This is a genomic window from Muriicola soli, assembly GCF_004139715.1.
In the GTDB taxonomy this organism is placed as follows: Bacteria; Bacteroidota; Bacteroidia; order Flavobacteriales; family Flavobacteriaceae; genus Muriicola; species Muriicola soli.
Map to the genome: position 1 here is coordinate 184872 of NZ_CP035544.1, position 15284 is coordinate 200155.

Consider the following 15284-nt stretch of genomic DNA (forward strand, 5'->3'; position numbering starts at 1 on the left):
CTTTAAAAATAAACCATGAAAACAATTATCGTTCCAGTAGATTTTTCCGAACAATCTGAATATGCTCTTAAAGTAGCCGCTTCTATTGCACACAAACAAAAGGCAGAGATTTTGGTGTTACACATGCTAGAATTAAACGAAGCCATGATCACTTCCACGGAAGGATTTCACCCCGAACAGACTGTTTTCCTCATAAAAGTTGCTGAAAAGAGGCTGAATGAATTTTTGGACAAAGATTATTTGAAAGGGATTAAGCTTACTCCGGTCATTAAACACTTTAAGGTTTTTGGCGAGGTAAATGAAATCGCCGAGAAGCATAATGCCGAACTGGTTATAATGGGTTCTCATGGAACTGACGGACTTAAAGAGATTTTTATCGGATCGAATGCGGAGAAAGTAGTACGGTTTTCAGAAGTGCCTGTACTGGTTGTGAAAAACGAACTCCCCGATTTTAAGATCGACGACTTTGTCTTTGCCTGTAACTTTAAAAGTGAAAGCCTAGGAGCGTTTCAAAAAGCCAGGGATTTTGCATCTAAACTAGGAGCAAAATTACACATGGTCTATATCAACACCCCGGGAGACAATTTCCTGAGCGACAATGATGCCTACGAAAAAATCAACAAATATCTCGAAATGGCGGGTGCAGGACAGGAAGTAACCATCTATAACGATTACAGTGTGGAGAAAGGGGTGCTTAATTTTAGCGATAAAATAAATGCCGATCTAATAGGAATTCCTACGCATGGTCGCAAAGGACTTTCTCATTTCTTTATGGGTAGTATCGGAGAAGATATCGCTAATCATTCCAAAATTCCCGTGATGACGTTCAAGATTTAAACATCTGAACATCAGCTTCTATTATTTGTCTCTTGACGTAAAGGAAAACCCCTGGACTTAAATAGTTAAGACTTTGAGTTTCGGGGGTTACTTACTTTAGAAATGTGGCGCCTTCATCTAGGTTTTTAGCCAAATCGCCTATGGTCATTTCTTTTAAGGTCTGCAGTAAAGCTGTTCTGGTTGGATAGACATATTGGTGCAGGGGACATGGGTGATCAGAATTACATTCGTCAATTCCAAGGACACAAGCTTCCAGGCGTTGTGTTCCATCTATAGTTTCAATTACCCTGTATACCGGTAGATTTTTGTTTTCTTCCGTGAGGTAGTAACCACCTTTAGGCCCCTTTGTGGCCGAAATAATCTTGTGTTTTGATAGTTGTTGTAACAATTTCGCCAGATACGCTTTCGGTATATTGGTGGGGATACTGAGATCCTTCACCATTTTCTTATGCGTTTCATCCGTTTGATCGGCCAGATAAAGCACTGCGGTTAAAGCGTATTTCGAGGAATTACTAAGCATCACTTCCGATTTTATTTTTATTCAAAATTAACGAAAAAAATATAAAAGGATATTATTATCCGAAATATGATTAATATCATATTTTTCCCTCTCTTTCGACGATATTTTTGTTCATAATTTATAACTAGAAAATTATGAAATCCAACGTAAAAATTATTGTGTTCCTCTTCTCCTTACTCCTGATAAGCTGTGGATCTAAGGAGGAGAAAAAAGAAGGCTTCAGCCTTGACCGCAGCAAATCAGAAAATACTACAGAGGTTGAGACTGCATCAGACGAATTGCCTCCTTCCCAAAGAGTAACTCTTGATGAAAAAGGGGTAGGGCTTATCAAAGACATTACCCTTGATCCCGAGATCGATACGGAAATGGCTGCCGAAGGGGAGAAGATATTTATGTCGAATTGTACAGCCTGTCACAAATTAGACAAACGTTTTATTGGCCCGTCTCCCATAGGGATTATGGAAAGAAGAAGTCCGGAATGGATAATGAACATGATCCTTGATCCTAAACTGATGACCGAACAAGATCGATGTGCCAAGGACTTAATGGTTGAATTTAACGGTGCGGCTATGGCCAATCAGAATATGACCATAGAGCAAACCCGTGCCATTCTCGAATATTTCAGAACCTTATAATCACATTAAATATGAAAACAATAGTTAAACTAAGCTTCTCACTAATCACTGCAATTTTGCTGATTGCCGTGATTGGATGTAAAAACGAAGCAAAAGGTACAAACGCTAATAACGCCGGAAATTCATCGAGTCCAGAGCCAAAAGAACAGGGACAGGCGTTTATTGAAGACGATGAATCAAAACCAACTGTGCTCGACATTGCTATTGGATCACCAGACCACACTACCCTGGTAGCTGCCGTTCAGGCTGCAGATCTGGAAAATGTCCTTGTAAATGCCGGACCTTTGATGGTTTTTGCTCCAACCAATGAAGCCTTTGATGCCCTTCCCGCAGGAACGGTTGAAGATCTTCTAAAACCCGAAAATAAGGAGGCACTTGCCAATATTTTAAAACACCACGTCACTCCCGGTAAATACTCTAAGGAATTCTTGAAGAAGTTTAAAAAACTGGGCCAGGCCAATGATCAGAACACTATAGTGGAAGTGAAAGGAGACGACGTCTACGTAGGTGGTGCCAGAATCATTGCCAGCGTTGATGCAGGCAATGGAATTGTACATGTGGTGGACAAAGTGATATTACCTCCGGCCAAAGAATAATTAAACGAGTTAAATAAATATAAAACCAATTACGATGAAAAAAATAAGATATTCCTTGCTTACAATGTTAGGCTTGGCACTGGTATTAACCGGATGTAATGACACCGGCAAGTCCTCTAATGGGGCATTATCGTCCAATGCTGCGGAGAAAGTATACGTTGCCCCGGGCGAACAAGACGAGTTCTATGCCTTCCTTTCAGGGGTTATAGTGGAAACCTCACAGTTTACGGTTTACCATCGGGTCGTATGTTTAAGGAGATACCCGTATTCTCGCAATTTCCAACCTCAGGGTATGGTTACTCAGAAGAAACCAAACCTATGTTGAACACTTCTTTTGGCTTTGTGCCATGGGACGACCTTCATCATCCTGATATTTCTCAAACCAACGGAGAACTCGACGGGCGATGGATTTTTGTGAATGGAAATAATACCCCGCGGATTGCCCGGGTAAGCCTCAGTACTTTTGAGACTGAAGAGATTATTGAGATCCCAAATAGTGCCGGGAACCACAGTTCTTCTTTTATTACTGAAAATACCGAATACGTAGTAGCAGGAACACGGTTCTCTGTACCAGTTCCTCAAAGGGATATGCCAATTAATGAATACAAAGGGAATTTTAAAGGAGCCTTGTCGTTCATCAGTGTAGAGCCCGAAGAAGGCCATTTAAATCTCGAATTTCAGATACTTATGCCCGGCTTTAATTATGATCTTTCACACCCGGGTCGCGGTAAATCTCATGGCTGGTTCTTTTTCTCAACCTACAATACCGAAGAGGCTAATTCCTTGCTCGAAGTTATGGCTTCCCAAAATGACAAGGACTTTATTGCAGCTGTGAATTGGAAAAAAATTGAAGAATACGTGAAAAATGGAGGGGGCACAAGAATGCCCGCTAATTATGCACATAATGTCTACGACGAATCAACTCACACCGGGACTTCCACAATGAAGAAGGAAGTAGTCACTGTAGATCCGACAAAAGTTCCCGGATCAATTTACTTTCTGCCAACCCCAAAGTCGCCTCATGGCTGTGATGTAGATCCCACAGGGCAATACATCATTGGTAGTGGTAAACTCTCAGCAGATATCACCGTTCACTCGTTTGACAAGATGATTGCAGCAATTGAAGGAGAGCAATTCGATGGAGAAGCATACGGTATTCCTATTTTAAAATTTGACGAAGTATTGGCCGGAATCGTGAAGAGTGGAGGATTAGGACCACTTCATACCGAGTTTGACGACAAAGGAAATGCCTACACTACCTTCTTTATTTCGTCAGAAGTAGTAAAATGGAATGTTGGGACCTGGGAGGTTATTGACAGAAAACCTACGTATTATTCTGTAGGACACCTCATGATTCCCGGAGGGAATTCCAGAAAACCTTTTGGAAAGTACGTTGTGGCGATGAACAAGATCACCAAAGACAGGTACTTGCCCACAGGGCCAGAAATGGAACATTCCGCACAGATCTACGATATTTCCGGAGAGAAAATGGAATTGATTTACGATTTTCCTACACATGGAGAACCACATTACGCAGCGGGTTGCCCCGCCGAATTACTGGCTCCTAAGTCTAAGAAGATCTACCGACTGGATGAAAACAAACACGAATACGTCACTCCTACACCTGCCGACGCCAGAGTTGAGCGTAATGGGAAAGAAGTTCATATTTATATGTCAACCATCCGAAGTCATTTTACCCCTGATAATATAGAGGGCGTAAAGGTTGGTGATAAAGTATACTTCCATATAACCAACCACGAGCAAGACTTTGATGTGCCGCACGGCTTCTCCATTATAGGCCAGAATACGTCGGAAATACTCGTCATGCCGGGACAGACCAAAACATCTGTCTGGGAACCCAAACGAGAGGGTGTATGGCCATTCTACTGTACCGATTTCTGTTCGGCCTTGCATCAGGAAATGCAGGGATATGTACGAGTATCACCGGCAAGTTCAAATATTGAACTAAACTGGACCTTAGGGGAGTAAAAGCTAATTGGTTTTTTCTGAATGAAGGCGGGCAGCGTTAGGGATGACCCTGCTCGCTTTCCCTTTCCTAAGTCGGTCAGAATTAAAAACGCAGCTTTAAAGTAAACTGCACAAAATGATTAAAGAAATGAAAAAGGCCAGTGTACTTATGATCATAGGACCCCTGTTTCTTCTGGGTCTATTTGTTTTCCCTTTGTGGAATATCATGCTGGGTGCACCTCAATACCCCGAACCGCTGGGTATAAATATTCATATTGACGGGATACGGGATGTAAATGAATTTGACATTCAAAATATTGATGGTCTGAATCATTATATCGGGATGAAGACCTTACCGAAACCCGAAGACATGTGGGAATTCTCCACTTTTCCGCTAATTATTGGGATTATGGTTTTCCTGGGATCTCTTATTGGGTTGCTGGGCTATTTGGGCAAAGTAAATTACCAATGGTTTATTGGGTGGTTTCTTGTAATGTCTGTTTTAGGGGTCATGGGGATGTACGATTTTAATCAATGGCTAATTGATTACGGCACAAATCTGGATCCGAATGCGATCATGAAACTCGCCAATCCTGACGGTACTCCCATGTCATATAAACCCCCGCTTTTCGGGAATGCCAAAATGCTGAATTTTGATGTATCTTCCTTGCCTTCCACCGGGGCCTGGATGATGTTTACCGGCATGATGATGACTGTTATAGCTTTTTTCACAGGGCAAAGGGCTCATCTTTTAAAATCAAAAAAATAATCCAACCTATGAAATCCACCTGCTATCTTATTGTTTTATCACTTGTCCTTCTGATCTCGTGCAAACCTGGACCTGATCCGATTCAATACGGATTTGATGGTTGCCATTACTGTAGTATGACCATAGTAGATAAGCAACACGCTTCTGAGTTCGTAACCCAGAAAGGAAAGGTCTACAAGTTCGATGCTTCAGAATGTATGATCAACTTCACAAAAGATTTTGACAGTTCTGTAATTGCCCTCTATCTGGTTAATGACTACAATAATCCTGGGGTTCTTGTAGATGCAACCCGTGCTACCTACCTGATCAGTGAGAATATTCCCAGCCCTATGGGAGCCTATTTAACAGCCTTTAATTCCAAAGAAGAGGCAAATATAGCCAGAGACATTAATCAAGGGATCTTATTGTCCTGGGATGAACTCGGGCAGAGATTGAGAAATTAAACGCAGCAAAAGAATAATATATGCTTTCATTTTTTCTTTCTTTGCTATTGTCCTGTGGTCTGGCTCAGAATCAGACTACGATCGAAGTATGTCCCGGGTGTAAAGTTGGCAGTATAAAAGAAGCTATTGCAATGGCCTCTGATTTTGACACCATCCTGATAAAAAAAGGGACATACAACGAATTCAATATTCTGGTTGACAAACCTATTACCCTACTTGGGGAAGCATCGGCGACTATAGACGGGAGGGATCAGGGTGAGATATTCCGGATCGTCTCAGACCACGTAACTATAGATGGCCTGAAGATCATTAACGTAGGGACGAGTTACACTTCTGATTACGCCGCTATACGAGTGGTGAAAAGCCAACACTTCACAATCCGTAATATTGTTCTTGAAAAACTGTTCTTTGGTATTTATCTGGAAAGATCAGACAACGGGATCATCAGTAATAACAAGATTCTGGGAGATGCCCTGGACGAATACAACTCGGGAAACGGCATACAGTTGTGGTATTCAAAGAATGTAGTGGTAGAAGGTAATCTCGTTCAGGGAGTACGGGATGGGATCTACCTGGAATTCGCAGATCATATTACCATCAGTAATAATCATAGCAAAGACAATCTGCGGTATGGACTTCATTTTATGTTCTCCAATGACGATAGTTATACGGATAATATTTTTGAAAACAACGGCGCCGGGGTAGCGGTAATGTTTTCAAAGCGAATTAAAATGGAACGAAATACGTTCAGGAGAAATTGGGGGACGGCGTCTTTTGGTTTATTACTAAAGGAAATCAATGATGCCGAAATCATTGGAAATACCTTTGAAAAGAATACTGTGGGAATTAACGTGGAAGGATCAAACCGGATTAATTATCTCAGGAACAACTTTATTGAAAATGGGTGGGCCGTTAAAATTATGGGGGCTTGTTATACCAATGCTTTTAGAAACAATAACTTTATTTACAATTCCTTTGACATCTCATATAACAGCAAGTTGAATGACAATGTATTTGACCAAAACTACTGGAGTGATTACACAGGCTATGACCTCAACAGGGATGGTATTGGCGATGTACCATACAGGCCAGTAAAACTATTTTCTTATATCGTTAACCGAAGTCCGGAAACTATAGTCCTATTGCGCAGTTTGTTTATGGACCTGATCGATTTTTCAGAAAAGGTATCTCCGGTATTTACTCCCGATAATCTGGCAGATACGCATCCTTTAATGAAGAAAAGAATATGATACGCGTTGATAATCTCTATAAAAAGTACGGTAAAAATGAAGTCCTAAAAGGACTCGACCTGCAGATAAATCCGGGTGGGATCCTGGCTATTCTGGGACCGAATGGCTCGGGCAAGACCACCCTAATCAAATGTATATTGGGAATGGTCCTTCCCTCTAAAGGGAGTATACATGTATTGGATATGGCGGTGAAGGATAATTGGGCATACCGCAGCCAAATCAACTATTTACCACAGATAGCAGATTTTCCCGGAAATATCCGGGTGAACGAATTGTTCAACATGATAAAAGACCTTCGCCAACAACCCGACAGGAAACAGCAGCTGATAGACTTGTTTGGCTTAGAACCCTTTCTGAACAAAAAACTTTCAACACTATCTGGAGGAACAAAACAAAAGGTAAACATTGTGCTGACTTTTATGTTCGATAGTCCTCTTATTATCCTCGACGAACCCACCAATGGATTGGACCCAGCTGCGCTGATTTCACTTAAAGAGCTGATCAGGGAGGAAAAGGAGAAAGGCAGTACTATTTTGATCACCTCCCACATCATGCAATTTGTAGAAGAGATAGCCGAAGAAATTATCTACCTGCTTGAAGGAAAGATTTATTTCGAGGGCAGCGTGGTCTCCCTTAAAAAGTTAACCGGTCAGACAAATTTTGAACATGCCATTGCGGCCATAGCAACATCAAATACCGATGCGTAAAATATTAAAATACAGTTTTTACGACCTTATCCGAAGCCGCTGGAGCTATATATATTTTCTGTTCTATCTCCTTTTGGGATTTGTGTTGTTTTTTCTCAATAATGACGTGTCCAAAGCCGTCATTACCTTAATGAATATCATCATCGTTCTGGTACCCCTTATCGGTACTATATTCGGGGTAATGTATTACTACAACTCCAGGGAATTTACGGAATTACTCCTGGCCCAGCCCATCAAACGGTCTTCCATCTTCCTGGGGCAGTATCTGGGTGTTGCCTCTTCGCTTTCGCTGAGCCTTGTTTTAGGGCTTGGAATCCCGTTTGTGCTCTACGGACTCTTCAGAAGTGATGCGATTTTTGATTTCTCTCTTTTATTAGTGACCGGAGCATTTCTCACGCTCATATTTACTGCGCTGTCATTTAATATTGCCCTTTCTAACGAGAACAAGATCAAGGGATTTGGATATGCTGTTTTGCTCTGGCTTTTTATGGCTGTAATTTACGATGGCCTCTTTCTGATCACCCTTATCCTTTTTGAGGAATATCCACTTGACACCTTCTCTCTTGTAGCGACCATGTTCAACCCCATTGATCTGTCCAGAACCCTTATTCTTCTAAAACTGGATATTTCAGCTTTGTTGGGGTACACCGGAGCCGTATTCAAACAATTTTTTGGCACAAATGCCGGTTTTGTTATTTCCTTACTGATGCTATTCCTCTGGACACTTTTACCGATCTGGAGACTGGTATACAAGGCAAAAAGGAAAGATTTCTAAATAAGCATCGGCTTTATGAAGTCTGTATAACTTCCTCTCGACGGATGCTTTTTGGTGCTTAAGATCACTTTCTCCCCCACATGTCTAAGCAGGTTTAAAATCACTTCCTGTCGTTCCGGGAAAGGGTTTCTTTTCCCCCATGCAATAAGGACGATATCGGAAGAGCAGATTGCGTTTTTCAGGTATGCATGGTTATCTTTTCCTATATCCGCAGACCTGCCTTTAAAGTCCCTCGTTTGAATACGGGCAAATTGATTAACGATAAGGATTCGACCCACCTGTTTGAATTCCGCAAGATTTTTATAAAAGATGAGTTTTTCAAGAAATTGAACTGACTTGTCTGCTACCTGTTCATCTGCAATGCTCGGATTTTGCATGATCACACAAACAGTGCGCTGAGAATTTTTTCGCAAGTCGGTTAAAGTAAGGCAATAGCGAAACTGTAAACATTCAGAAAATACAGCTTTCACCTTAATGGACGGCAGATGCTTGTGTACCATTCCCCAATAATTTTTGGTAAAGATCCCTACGGCCTTCTATCCGATATTCAGCGCGATTTCTACCATTTCTTTAAAACTCTTTTCCCGTTCTTCAGGGCTGGTGGCTTTTCCTGTTACCAGAGAATCGGAAATAGTCAGGATCGATAGGGCTTTTACCTTGTGCTTAGCTGCGATAGTGTAAAGTCCGGCGGTCTCCATCTCCACACACAAAACGCCGTATTCTGCCCACTTCTTATAATCTTCAATATCGTCTTCATAATAGAGATCGTGAGTAAGCACATTACCAGCCTTTATGGAAATATTATTCGCCTCCGCATATACAAGTGCTTTACCGAAGAGCTCAAAGTTGGCCGTAGGGGCAAAATGACTGCTGTGAAATCGCTGATCATTGATGGATGAGGTGGTGGAAGCAGACATGGCAAGGACAACATCCCTAATCCCGACATCTTTTTGGTAACTCCCGGCAGTACCCACCCGGATAAGCTTTTTAGCTCCATACATTTTAATGAGTTCGTGGTAGTAAATCATAGCCGAGGGAATACCCATTCCACTTCCCTGTACAGAAATTCGCTTACCCTCAAAAAATCCCGTAAATCCAAGCATTCCCCTTACCTGATTGTAACAAACCGCTTTATCCAGAAAGGTTTCAGCTATCCATTTTGCCCTGAGAGGATCCCCTGGCAGCAATACGGTTTCAGCGATATCACCTTTTCCGGCTTTTATGTGTGTACTCATAGACTTTGTTTTACTCCTCCATCATTTTTACTCCTGAAGAGGTGCCAATTCTGCTTGCCCCGGCTTTGATAAATTCAAGAGCGGTTTTACGATCTCTGATACCTCCGGAAGCTTTAATTCCTGCGTTATCCCCTACACTATCTTTCATTATTCGGATTGCCTTCAGGGTGGCTCCTTCAGGGCCGAAACCGGTTGACGTCTTAACCATGTCTGCATTTCCTTTCAGGCATAGCTCGCAAGCAAGTTGAATCTCTTTTTCAGAAAGGTAACAGGTTTCAAGGATCACCTTAAGAGTCCCCTTGTCTATCACTTTTTTGATCTGTTCAATTTCGGAAATAATTTCATTGTATCGACCACTTTTAAGCCATCCCAGGTTGATTACCATATCAATTTCGTCAGCACTGTGAGCGACGCAGTATTCAACTTCTCGTATCTTGGCTTCCGTCGCCATTGCGCCAAGGGGAAATCCAATGACGGCGGCTAATTTAACCTTTGAGTCCCGAATTAATTCCTTCGCTAAAGGCACATAACAACTATTGACGCAGACAGCGTAGAAACCATAGTGAACAGCTTCTTTACACAGCGCAGTGACATCAGCTTCTGTGGCTGTAGGTTTTAGCAAAGTGTGGTCTATATACTGTTTTAAATACATTTTATTGTTGGATTATTCGCGTTCAAATCTTTCATATGCAGCCTTTGAGAGCTCCTCTCTGTGGTTGGGATGGGCGATAGAGATCAAGGCCTTAGCACGCTGATGCAGGTTCTTGCCAAAAAGGTTGACTATTCCGTATTCCGTTGCCACATAATGCACGTGGGCCCGCGTAGTGGTCACACCTGCCCCGTGTTTTAGGGTAGGGGTAATCTTCGAGAACCCGTTTTTCGTTTGCGAGGTAAATGCAAAGATGGGTTTTCCACCATTTGAAAGGGATGCGGCGCGGATAAAATCCATCTGACCGCCCACACCTGATATCTGTCTGGTACCCACACTGTCCGCACAGATCTGTCCTGTAAGGTCGATCTCTACGGCGCTGTTGATCGCAGTTACCTTTGGATTTTGCAAAATTACATTGGTGTCATTTGTATAGGCCGCTTCTTTGAAGTTGACTATCGGATTATCGTCTACAAAATCGTACAATTCCTGGGAGCCAGCGGCAAAACAAGTGACAATACGCCCGGATTTCAGAGTTTTCTCTTCCCCTGTGATGACTCCACTTTCTACAAGGGGGAGTAAGCCATCTGAAAACATCTCCGTGTGTACACCCAGTCGTTTATGGCCTTCCAGATTTGTAAGAACAGCATTGGGGATATTGCCAATTCCCAATTGCAGAGTAGCGCCGTCCTCGATCAACCCGGCCACATGCCGGCCAATCTGATGTTCTATTTCTGAAATGGAGCCCATGGGATGCACATGCAGGGGTGTATCTATCTCAATAGCGGCATCAATCTCACTAAAATGTATAATCCCGTCCCCGTGGGTCCTGGGCACACAGGGATTTATTTGGGCAATAACTAGTTTTGCGGTCTGTATCGCCGGCAGAGTGACATCTACGGAGACCCCGAGGGAGCAGTACCCGTGAATATCCGGAGGTGAAACCTGAATGAGTGCCACGTCAAGAGGGAGGATATTTCTTCTGAAAAGAAGGTGGATTTCACTGAGGAATATGGGGATATAATCTCCCTTATTAGTATTGACAGCTTTTCTAACATTACCTCCCACAAAACAACTGTTGATACTAAAAGCCTTGTTATAAGGTGGAGTGGCATAATTCACAGTTCCTTCGGTATGGATAGAAATAATTTCCACATCCGATAGGTCTTCATATCGATCGCAAATGGCATTTATAAGGGTATTGGGAGTCATGGCAGCTCCCTGTAGAAATATGCGGTCACCCGATTTTATCAGGGCAGCGGCTTCGGTTTTCGAAACAATTTTCATTCATTAAAAGTTAAGTGCCTGTGTGTTCCCCGGATGAGTGGAGAGGGATCAGGGTTGATGACATTCAATTTGAGTTGTTATTTGCGGAGATACAGGTTTAGGAGAAATATAAGGGATTCCCAGGCCCATTCCGCGTAATATAAAAAGGATACCGACAACAAGGACAAAGATAGGTATTAGTCGTCGGATTCTCATTCGTATCTGTGGCTGTAACAGCCCTCCGATATAGGCTGCTGTCGTCATCAGAGGGATCGTTCCAAGACCAAATAAGCCCATGTACAAGGCTCCTGTAAAAGGAGAAGCCATGGCAATTGAGGCAAACAACGCCATATAAACCAGGCCACATGGTAAAAAACCGTTAAGGAAACCTATGGTTAGAAATGTGTTCGGCGTCCTTTTTTTCAATGCTTCACCCAAAGCCGATTTCACCTTGGACACACCCCGGTAAATGGGCTGAGAGATCTTGAAATTCCTCATGTATTTTTCCGGGATCAGAATAGCCAGGATCATAATACCTCCAATGATGATAGAGAGATTCTGTTGCGCTCCGAAGAGATAAAGCCCTCTGCCGAAAAAGCCAAATGCGAGTCCCATAATCCCATAGGTAATTATCCTTCCCAAATGGTAGAGGAAGAGTTGAGAGAACATCGTTGATTTTTTGTCCCGACTCAGAGGCAGCATAAAGGCTATAGGGCCGCACATCCCCACGCAGTGAAGGCTTCCCAGCAATCCTAATATAAAAGCGGTATAGACCATAATTTATCTAGTAGGTAAAGCTTTCCCTGAACAGGTATGTTTCACCTTCATAATCCCAGTTAACATCAATGTCCCAGCGACCATCCAACAAACGTTTGTCAGGTATGAGCAAATGTGTATTGGATAAACTTATTGGAAAGTCAATATCCAAGTGTTTATTGGACGGTCTGTATAGGGACACTTTTCCTTTTATTTTTGAGGGGGTCATATCTTCCGGAAATTGGATGATCATACCTGAGTCTGTTCTTATAAGCTTTACCTGGTAAGGCCGATTTTTTGCCTTTTCCATGGCATCAATCTCCTTCTGGAAGGACAGTTCTTTTTTGTAGTATTCCTCTGTGACCAGATCGTGGTTGGCCCGGTCGTCCATACTCATCCTGACTACAAAAAAGAGGATAAAGGCAATAAAGCCGATAAATGATAACACAATTCCCGTTCCCCAGTTAATTTTCATTTCGTTTGTTTTTACTGTATTCTAATAATAATTTCTAGGCCCCAGAAACCGCGTTGTTGTCGTTTCTAAGAGTTTTTCCCCACTGTATACCCCTATTTTAAGCTTGTCTTTATCACTTCCCAATTCTCCCGAATTGATCTCAATAAAGAGGGTGCCCTCTGCCAGTTTTTCCGCAGGCACATCAAAATTCTTATGGGTTACCAGTTCTATTTTTCCATCATGGGATAAGAGTTTAAAACTTACATCTTCCACATTCTTTGTGGTCTTGTTGATGAGCTTAAAAGTGTAGACATTACTAATAATATTTCCCTCTTTTCTTTCGTACAATTGCCCCGGTAATCGCAGTATTGTAGCTTCCAGATCGTTTCTCAGAAAGAGCATACCGATCAGAATTCCTATGAGTACAACAAGTACAGAGGAATATCCCATCATTCTGGGAGTAATGGAAAAATTGGTCTTTTTTTCAATATTATCTTCACTGGCATATCGGATAAGGCCTTTAGGCAGGTTCACTTTTTCCATGATGCTGTCACATTCATCAATACACGCCGTACAATTAACACATTCTAATTGGGTGCCGTTTCGGATGTCGATGCCTGTGGGACAAACATGAACACACTGGAAACAATCGATACAATCCCCATGTCCCAGCTTTTGACGATCCTCACCTTTCCTGAATTTCTTTCTTCCTTCTTCGCCCTCGCCCCTTTTGTGGTCGTAGGCTACAACAATCGACTTGTTGTCTAGAAGTACTCCCTGTAATCTTCCATAAGGGCAGGCTATAATACATACCTGTTCCCGAAACCACGCAAAGACAAAATAAAAGACTCCCGTAAAAATCAGCAAGGAGATCAGCGTACTAACATGTTGTAGCGGGCCATCAGTTATATATCTAATCAGGGTATCACTGCTTATCAGATAGGCTAGAAATACATTGGCTATCAAGAAGGAGATCAGAAAAAATATACTCCATTTCATCGTTCGTTTTCTGATCTTCTGTGCATTCCAGGGCTGTCTGTCGAGTCTTATTTGAGCCCCTCGATCGCCGTCTATCCAATATTCAATCCTTCGGAAAACCATCTCCATAAAAATGGTCTGAGGACACATCCACCCACAGAAAATCCGCCCGAAGACAACGGTAAAGAGGGCGACAAAAATCACTCCTGTGATCATGGAGATAACGAAAAGGTGAAAATCTTGTGGCCAGAAGGGGTAACCGAAGATGTTAAATCTTCTTTCCAGCACATTGAACATCAGAAATTGATTCCCGTTGATCTTGACAAAAGGGGAGGCAAGCAAAAAAACAAGCAGGCCGTAACTGACCCATTTCCTGTACTGATAGAATCTGCCGGAAGGTTTTTTAGGAAAGACCCAGGCGCGTTTACCTTCTTCATTAATAGTTCCTATAGAATCACGGAAACGTTCATCCTTTGCCACACCGGTATATCTTAAGTGATTTATTCATTCATTGCCACCGTGGTGGTGTCACTAGCCATTTCTTCGGGCAACTGTTCCTCCTCCGTAGCATTCTCGTCGATCCATCGGTCGCCTTCAGCCGCTTTGGGATTCGCAGGAATTGTACCCTGAAAACTGAGGACATAACTGGCCACCTGTGCCATTTCAGCTGGCTTCAGCGACTGTTTCCAGGCAACCATCCCTTTTCCGTCACGGCCACCTTCCGAAATGGTTTTAAAGACGTTCTTTATTCCACCTCCCAGGATCCAGTAAGGATCCGTTAAGTTTGGGCCAATACCGCCACCTCCGTCATTCATGTGACAAATAGCACAATTCGTATTATAGATCACCTGGCCTGCTTTGAGGTCTGATGCATCGGTAAGCAAGGTAACTGTATTCACGTCCACAAGATCTTTAGCTGTTTTCCTGTATTCTTCAATGGCGGTCTGTGCCGCTGCTACTTCCATTTCGTACTCCAGATCCTGATCGTAATCGTTGAATACATGGAAGCGTGCGAGATAGACAACACCAAAGAGGATAGTTGCGTAAAACAGGTAAACCCACCAGGGCGGTAATTCGTTGTCCAATTCTTTTATTCCGTCGTAATTGTGATCCAGTATAATTTCACCTTCTTCTTCAATGGGTTTGGAACCAAGTAACTTCTTGTACATTTTTTTGGCCCATGTCCATTCCCAGGATTTAGTTTTGGCGCTGAGATATCGCTCTTTAGCTTCTTCAGGCAGGGTTTGGAACATTACATTTTCCACGGATAATACAATGAGTTCAATGGCGATCAGGATCAATAGAACCATCACCAAAAACAATTGGACCATGGGGTACTCTATAAAGGCGGGTTTTTCCCCGGAATCGACGTAAAATTCGGTAAGACCGAAAATAAGGAAGAAAAAGAATGGAATCCGGATCCACCAGGGTGACATATTTTTCATG

The 15284-nt window shown here is 42.5% G+C and carries 17 protein-coding genes and 1 pseudogene; 9 read left to right on the forward strand and 9 right to left on the reverse strand.

What is annotated here, in order from left to right:
- Positions 1–15 precede the first annotated feature (15 nt).
- Positions 16–837 carry a universal stress protein gene (locus EQY75_RS00795; protein WP_129601987.1) on the forward strand — a complete coding sequence of 274 codons (822 nt, stop codon included), beginning with the start codon at positions 16–18 and terminating at the stop codon, positions 835–837.
- Positions 838–928: 91 nt separating this feature from the next.
- On the opposite strand, the gene EQY75_RS00800 is transcribed toward EQY75_RS00795, so the two are convergent.
- Positions 929–1357 (reverse strand): RrF2 family transcriptional regulator, encoded by a 429-nt coding sequence (locus EQY75_RS00800; RefSeq protein ID WP_129601989.1) that lies wholly within the window; start codon positions 1355–1357, stop codon positions 929–931.
- A 134-nt stretch (positions 1358–1491) separates the two neighbouring features.
- Between EQY75_RS00800 and EQY75_RS00805 the strand changes: the two genes are divergently transcribed.
- The 8 genes and pseudogenes from EQY75_RS00805 to EQY75_RS00840 all read left to right on the forward strand — a co-directional run bounded on the left by EQY75_RS00805 (position 1492) and on the right by EQY75_RS00840 (position 8500).
- On the forward strand, positions 1492–1992 hold the full coding sequence (locus tag EQY75_RS00805) for a c-type cytochrome (RefSeq protein ID WP_129601991.1): 501 nt from the start codon (positions 1492–1494) through the stop codon (positions 1990–1992).
- 11 nt (positions 1993–2003) lie between these two features.
- On the forward strand, positions 2004–2588 hold the full coding sequence (locus tag EQY75_RS00810; RefSeq protein ID WP_129601993.1) for a fasciclin domain-containing protein: 585 nt from the start codon (positions 2004–2006) through the stop codon (positions 2586–2588).
- Between the two features lie 34 nt (positions 2589–2622).
- Positions 2623–4577 (forward strand): annotated as a pseudogene (nosZ, locus tag EQY75_RS00815) (Sec-dependent nitrous-oxide reductase).
- A gap of 127 nt (positions 4578–4704) precedes the next feature.
- The gene (locus tag EQY75_RS00820) at positions 4705–5325 is read left to right on the forward strand and encodes a hypothetical protein (protein WP_129606868.1); all 621 of its coding nucleotides are present in this window, start codon (positions 4705–4707) and stop codon (positions 5323–5325) included.
- An 8-nt stretch (positions 5326–5333) separates the two neighbouring features.
- A complete protein-coding gene (locus EQY75_RS00825) occupies positions 5334–5768 on the forward strand; it encodes a nitrous oxide reductase accessory protein NosL (RefSeq protein ID WP_129601995.1) in 435 nt (144 codons plus the stop codon).
- A gap of 20 nt (positions 5769–5788) precedes the next feature.
- Positions 5789–7018, forward strand: coding sequence for a nitrous oxide reductase family maturation protein NosD (locus tag EQY75_RS00830; RefSeq protein ID WP_129601996.1), 1230 nt, complete (start codon positions 5789–5791; stop codon positions 7016–7018).
- The gene (locus EQY75_RS00835) at positions 7015–7725 is read left to right on the forward strand and encodes an ABC transporter ATP-binding protein (RefSeq protein WP_129601998.1); all 711 of its coding nucleotides are present in this window, start codon (positions 7015–7017) and stop codon (positions 7723–7725) included. The genes EQY75_RS00830 and EQY75_RS00835 overlap by 4 nt, the downstream gene beginning before the upstream one ends.
- A complete protein-coding gene (locus EQY75_RS00840) occupies positions 7718–8500 on the forward strand; it encodes an ABC transporter permease (RefSeq protein WP_129602002.1) in 783 nt (260 codons plus the stop codon). The genes EQY75_RS00835 and EQY75_RS00840 overlap by 8 nt, the downstream gene beginning before the upstream one ends.
- Here EQY75_RS00840 and EQY75_RS00845 read toward each other — a convergent pair.
- The 8 genes from EQY75_RS00845 to EQY75_RS00880 are packed head-to-tail and all read right to left on the reverse strand — an operon-like array spanning position 8497 to position 15283.
- Positions 8497–9000, reverse strand: coding sequence for a DUF1643 domain-containing protein (locus EQY75_RS00845; RefSeq protein ID WP_129602003.1), 504 nt, complete (start codon positions 8998–9000; stop codon positions 8497–8499). The two genes, EQY75_RS00840 and EQY75_RS00845, sit on opposite strands and share 4 nt — an antisense overlap.
- Positions 9001–9036: 36 nt before the next feature.
- Positions 9037–9735, reverse strand: coding sequence for a purine-nucleoside phosphorylase (gene deoD / locus EQY75_RS00850; protein WP_129602004.1), 699 nt, complete (start codon positions 9733–9735; stop codon positions 9037–9039).
- 10 nt (positions 9736–9745) lie between these two features.
- On the reverse strand, positions 9746–10387 hold the full coding sequence (gene deoC / locus EQY75_RS00855) for a deoxyribose-phosphate aldolase (protein WP_129602005.1): 642 nt from the start codon (positions 10385–10387) through the stop codon (positions 9746–9748).
- A 12-nt stretch (positions 10388–10399) separates the two neighbouring features.
- Complete coding sequence (locus EQY75_RS00860; RefSeq protein ID WP_129602007.1) at positions 10400–11671, reverse strand: acetyl-CoA hydrolase/transferase family protein; 1272 nt, start codon at positions 11669–11671, stop codon at positions 10400–10402.
- A gap of 48 nt (positions 11672–11719) precedes the next feature.
- Positions 11720–12427 (reverse strand): sulfite exporter TauE/SafE family protein, encoded by a 708-nt coding sequence (locus tag EQY75_RS00865; protein WP_129602009.1) that lies wholly within the window; start codon positions 12425–12427, stop codon positions 11720–11722.
- Positions 12428–12434: 7 nt separating this feature from the next.
- Positions 12435–12881, reverse strand: a complete 447-nt coding sequence (locus EQY75_RS00870; RefSeq protein WP_129602012.1) for a FixH family protein — start codon at positions 12879–12881, stop codon at positions 12435–12437.
- A gap of 21 nt (positions 12882–12902) precedes the next feature.
- Positions 12903–14318, reverse strand: a complete 1416-nt coding sequence (gene ccoG / locus EQY75_RS00875) for a cytochrome c oxidase accessory protein CcoG (protein WP_129602014.1) — start codon at positions 14316–14318, stop codon at positions 12903–12905.
- Positions 14319–14338: 20 nt separating this feature from the next.
- Entirely contained in the window at positions 14339–15283 is a 945-nt protein-coding gene (locus EQY75_RS00880) for a cbb3-type cytochrome c oxidase N-terminal domain-containing protein (protein WP_129602016.1), read from the reverse strand.
- Position 15284: the final 1 nt, after the last annotated feature.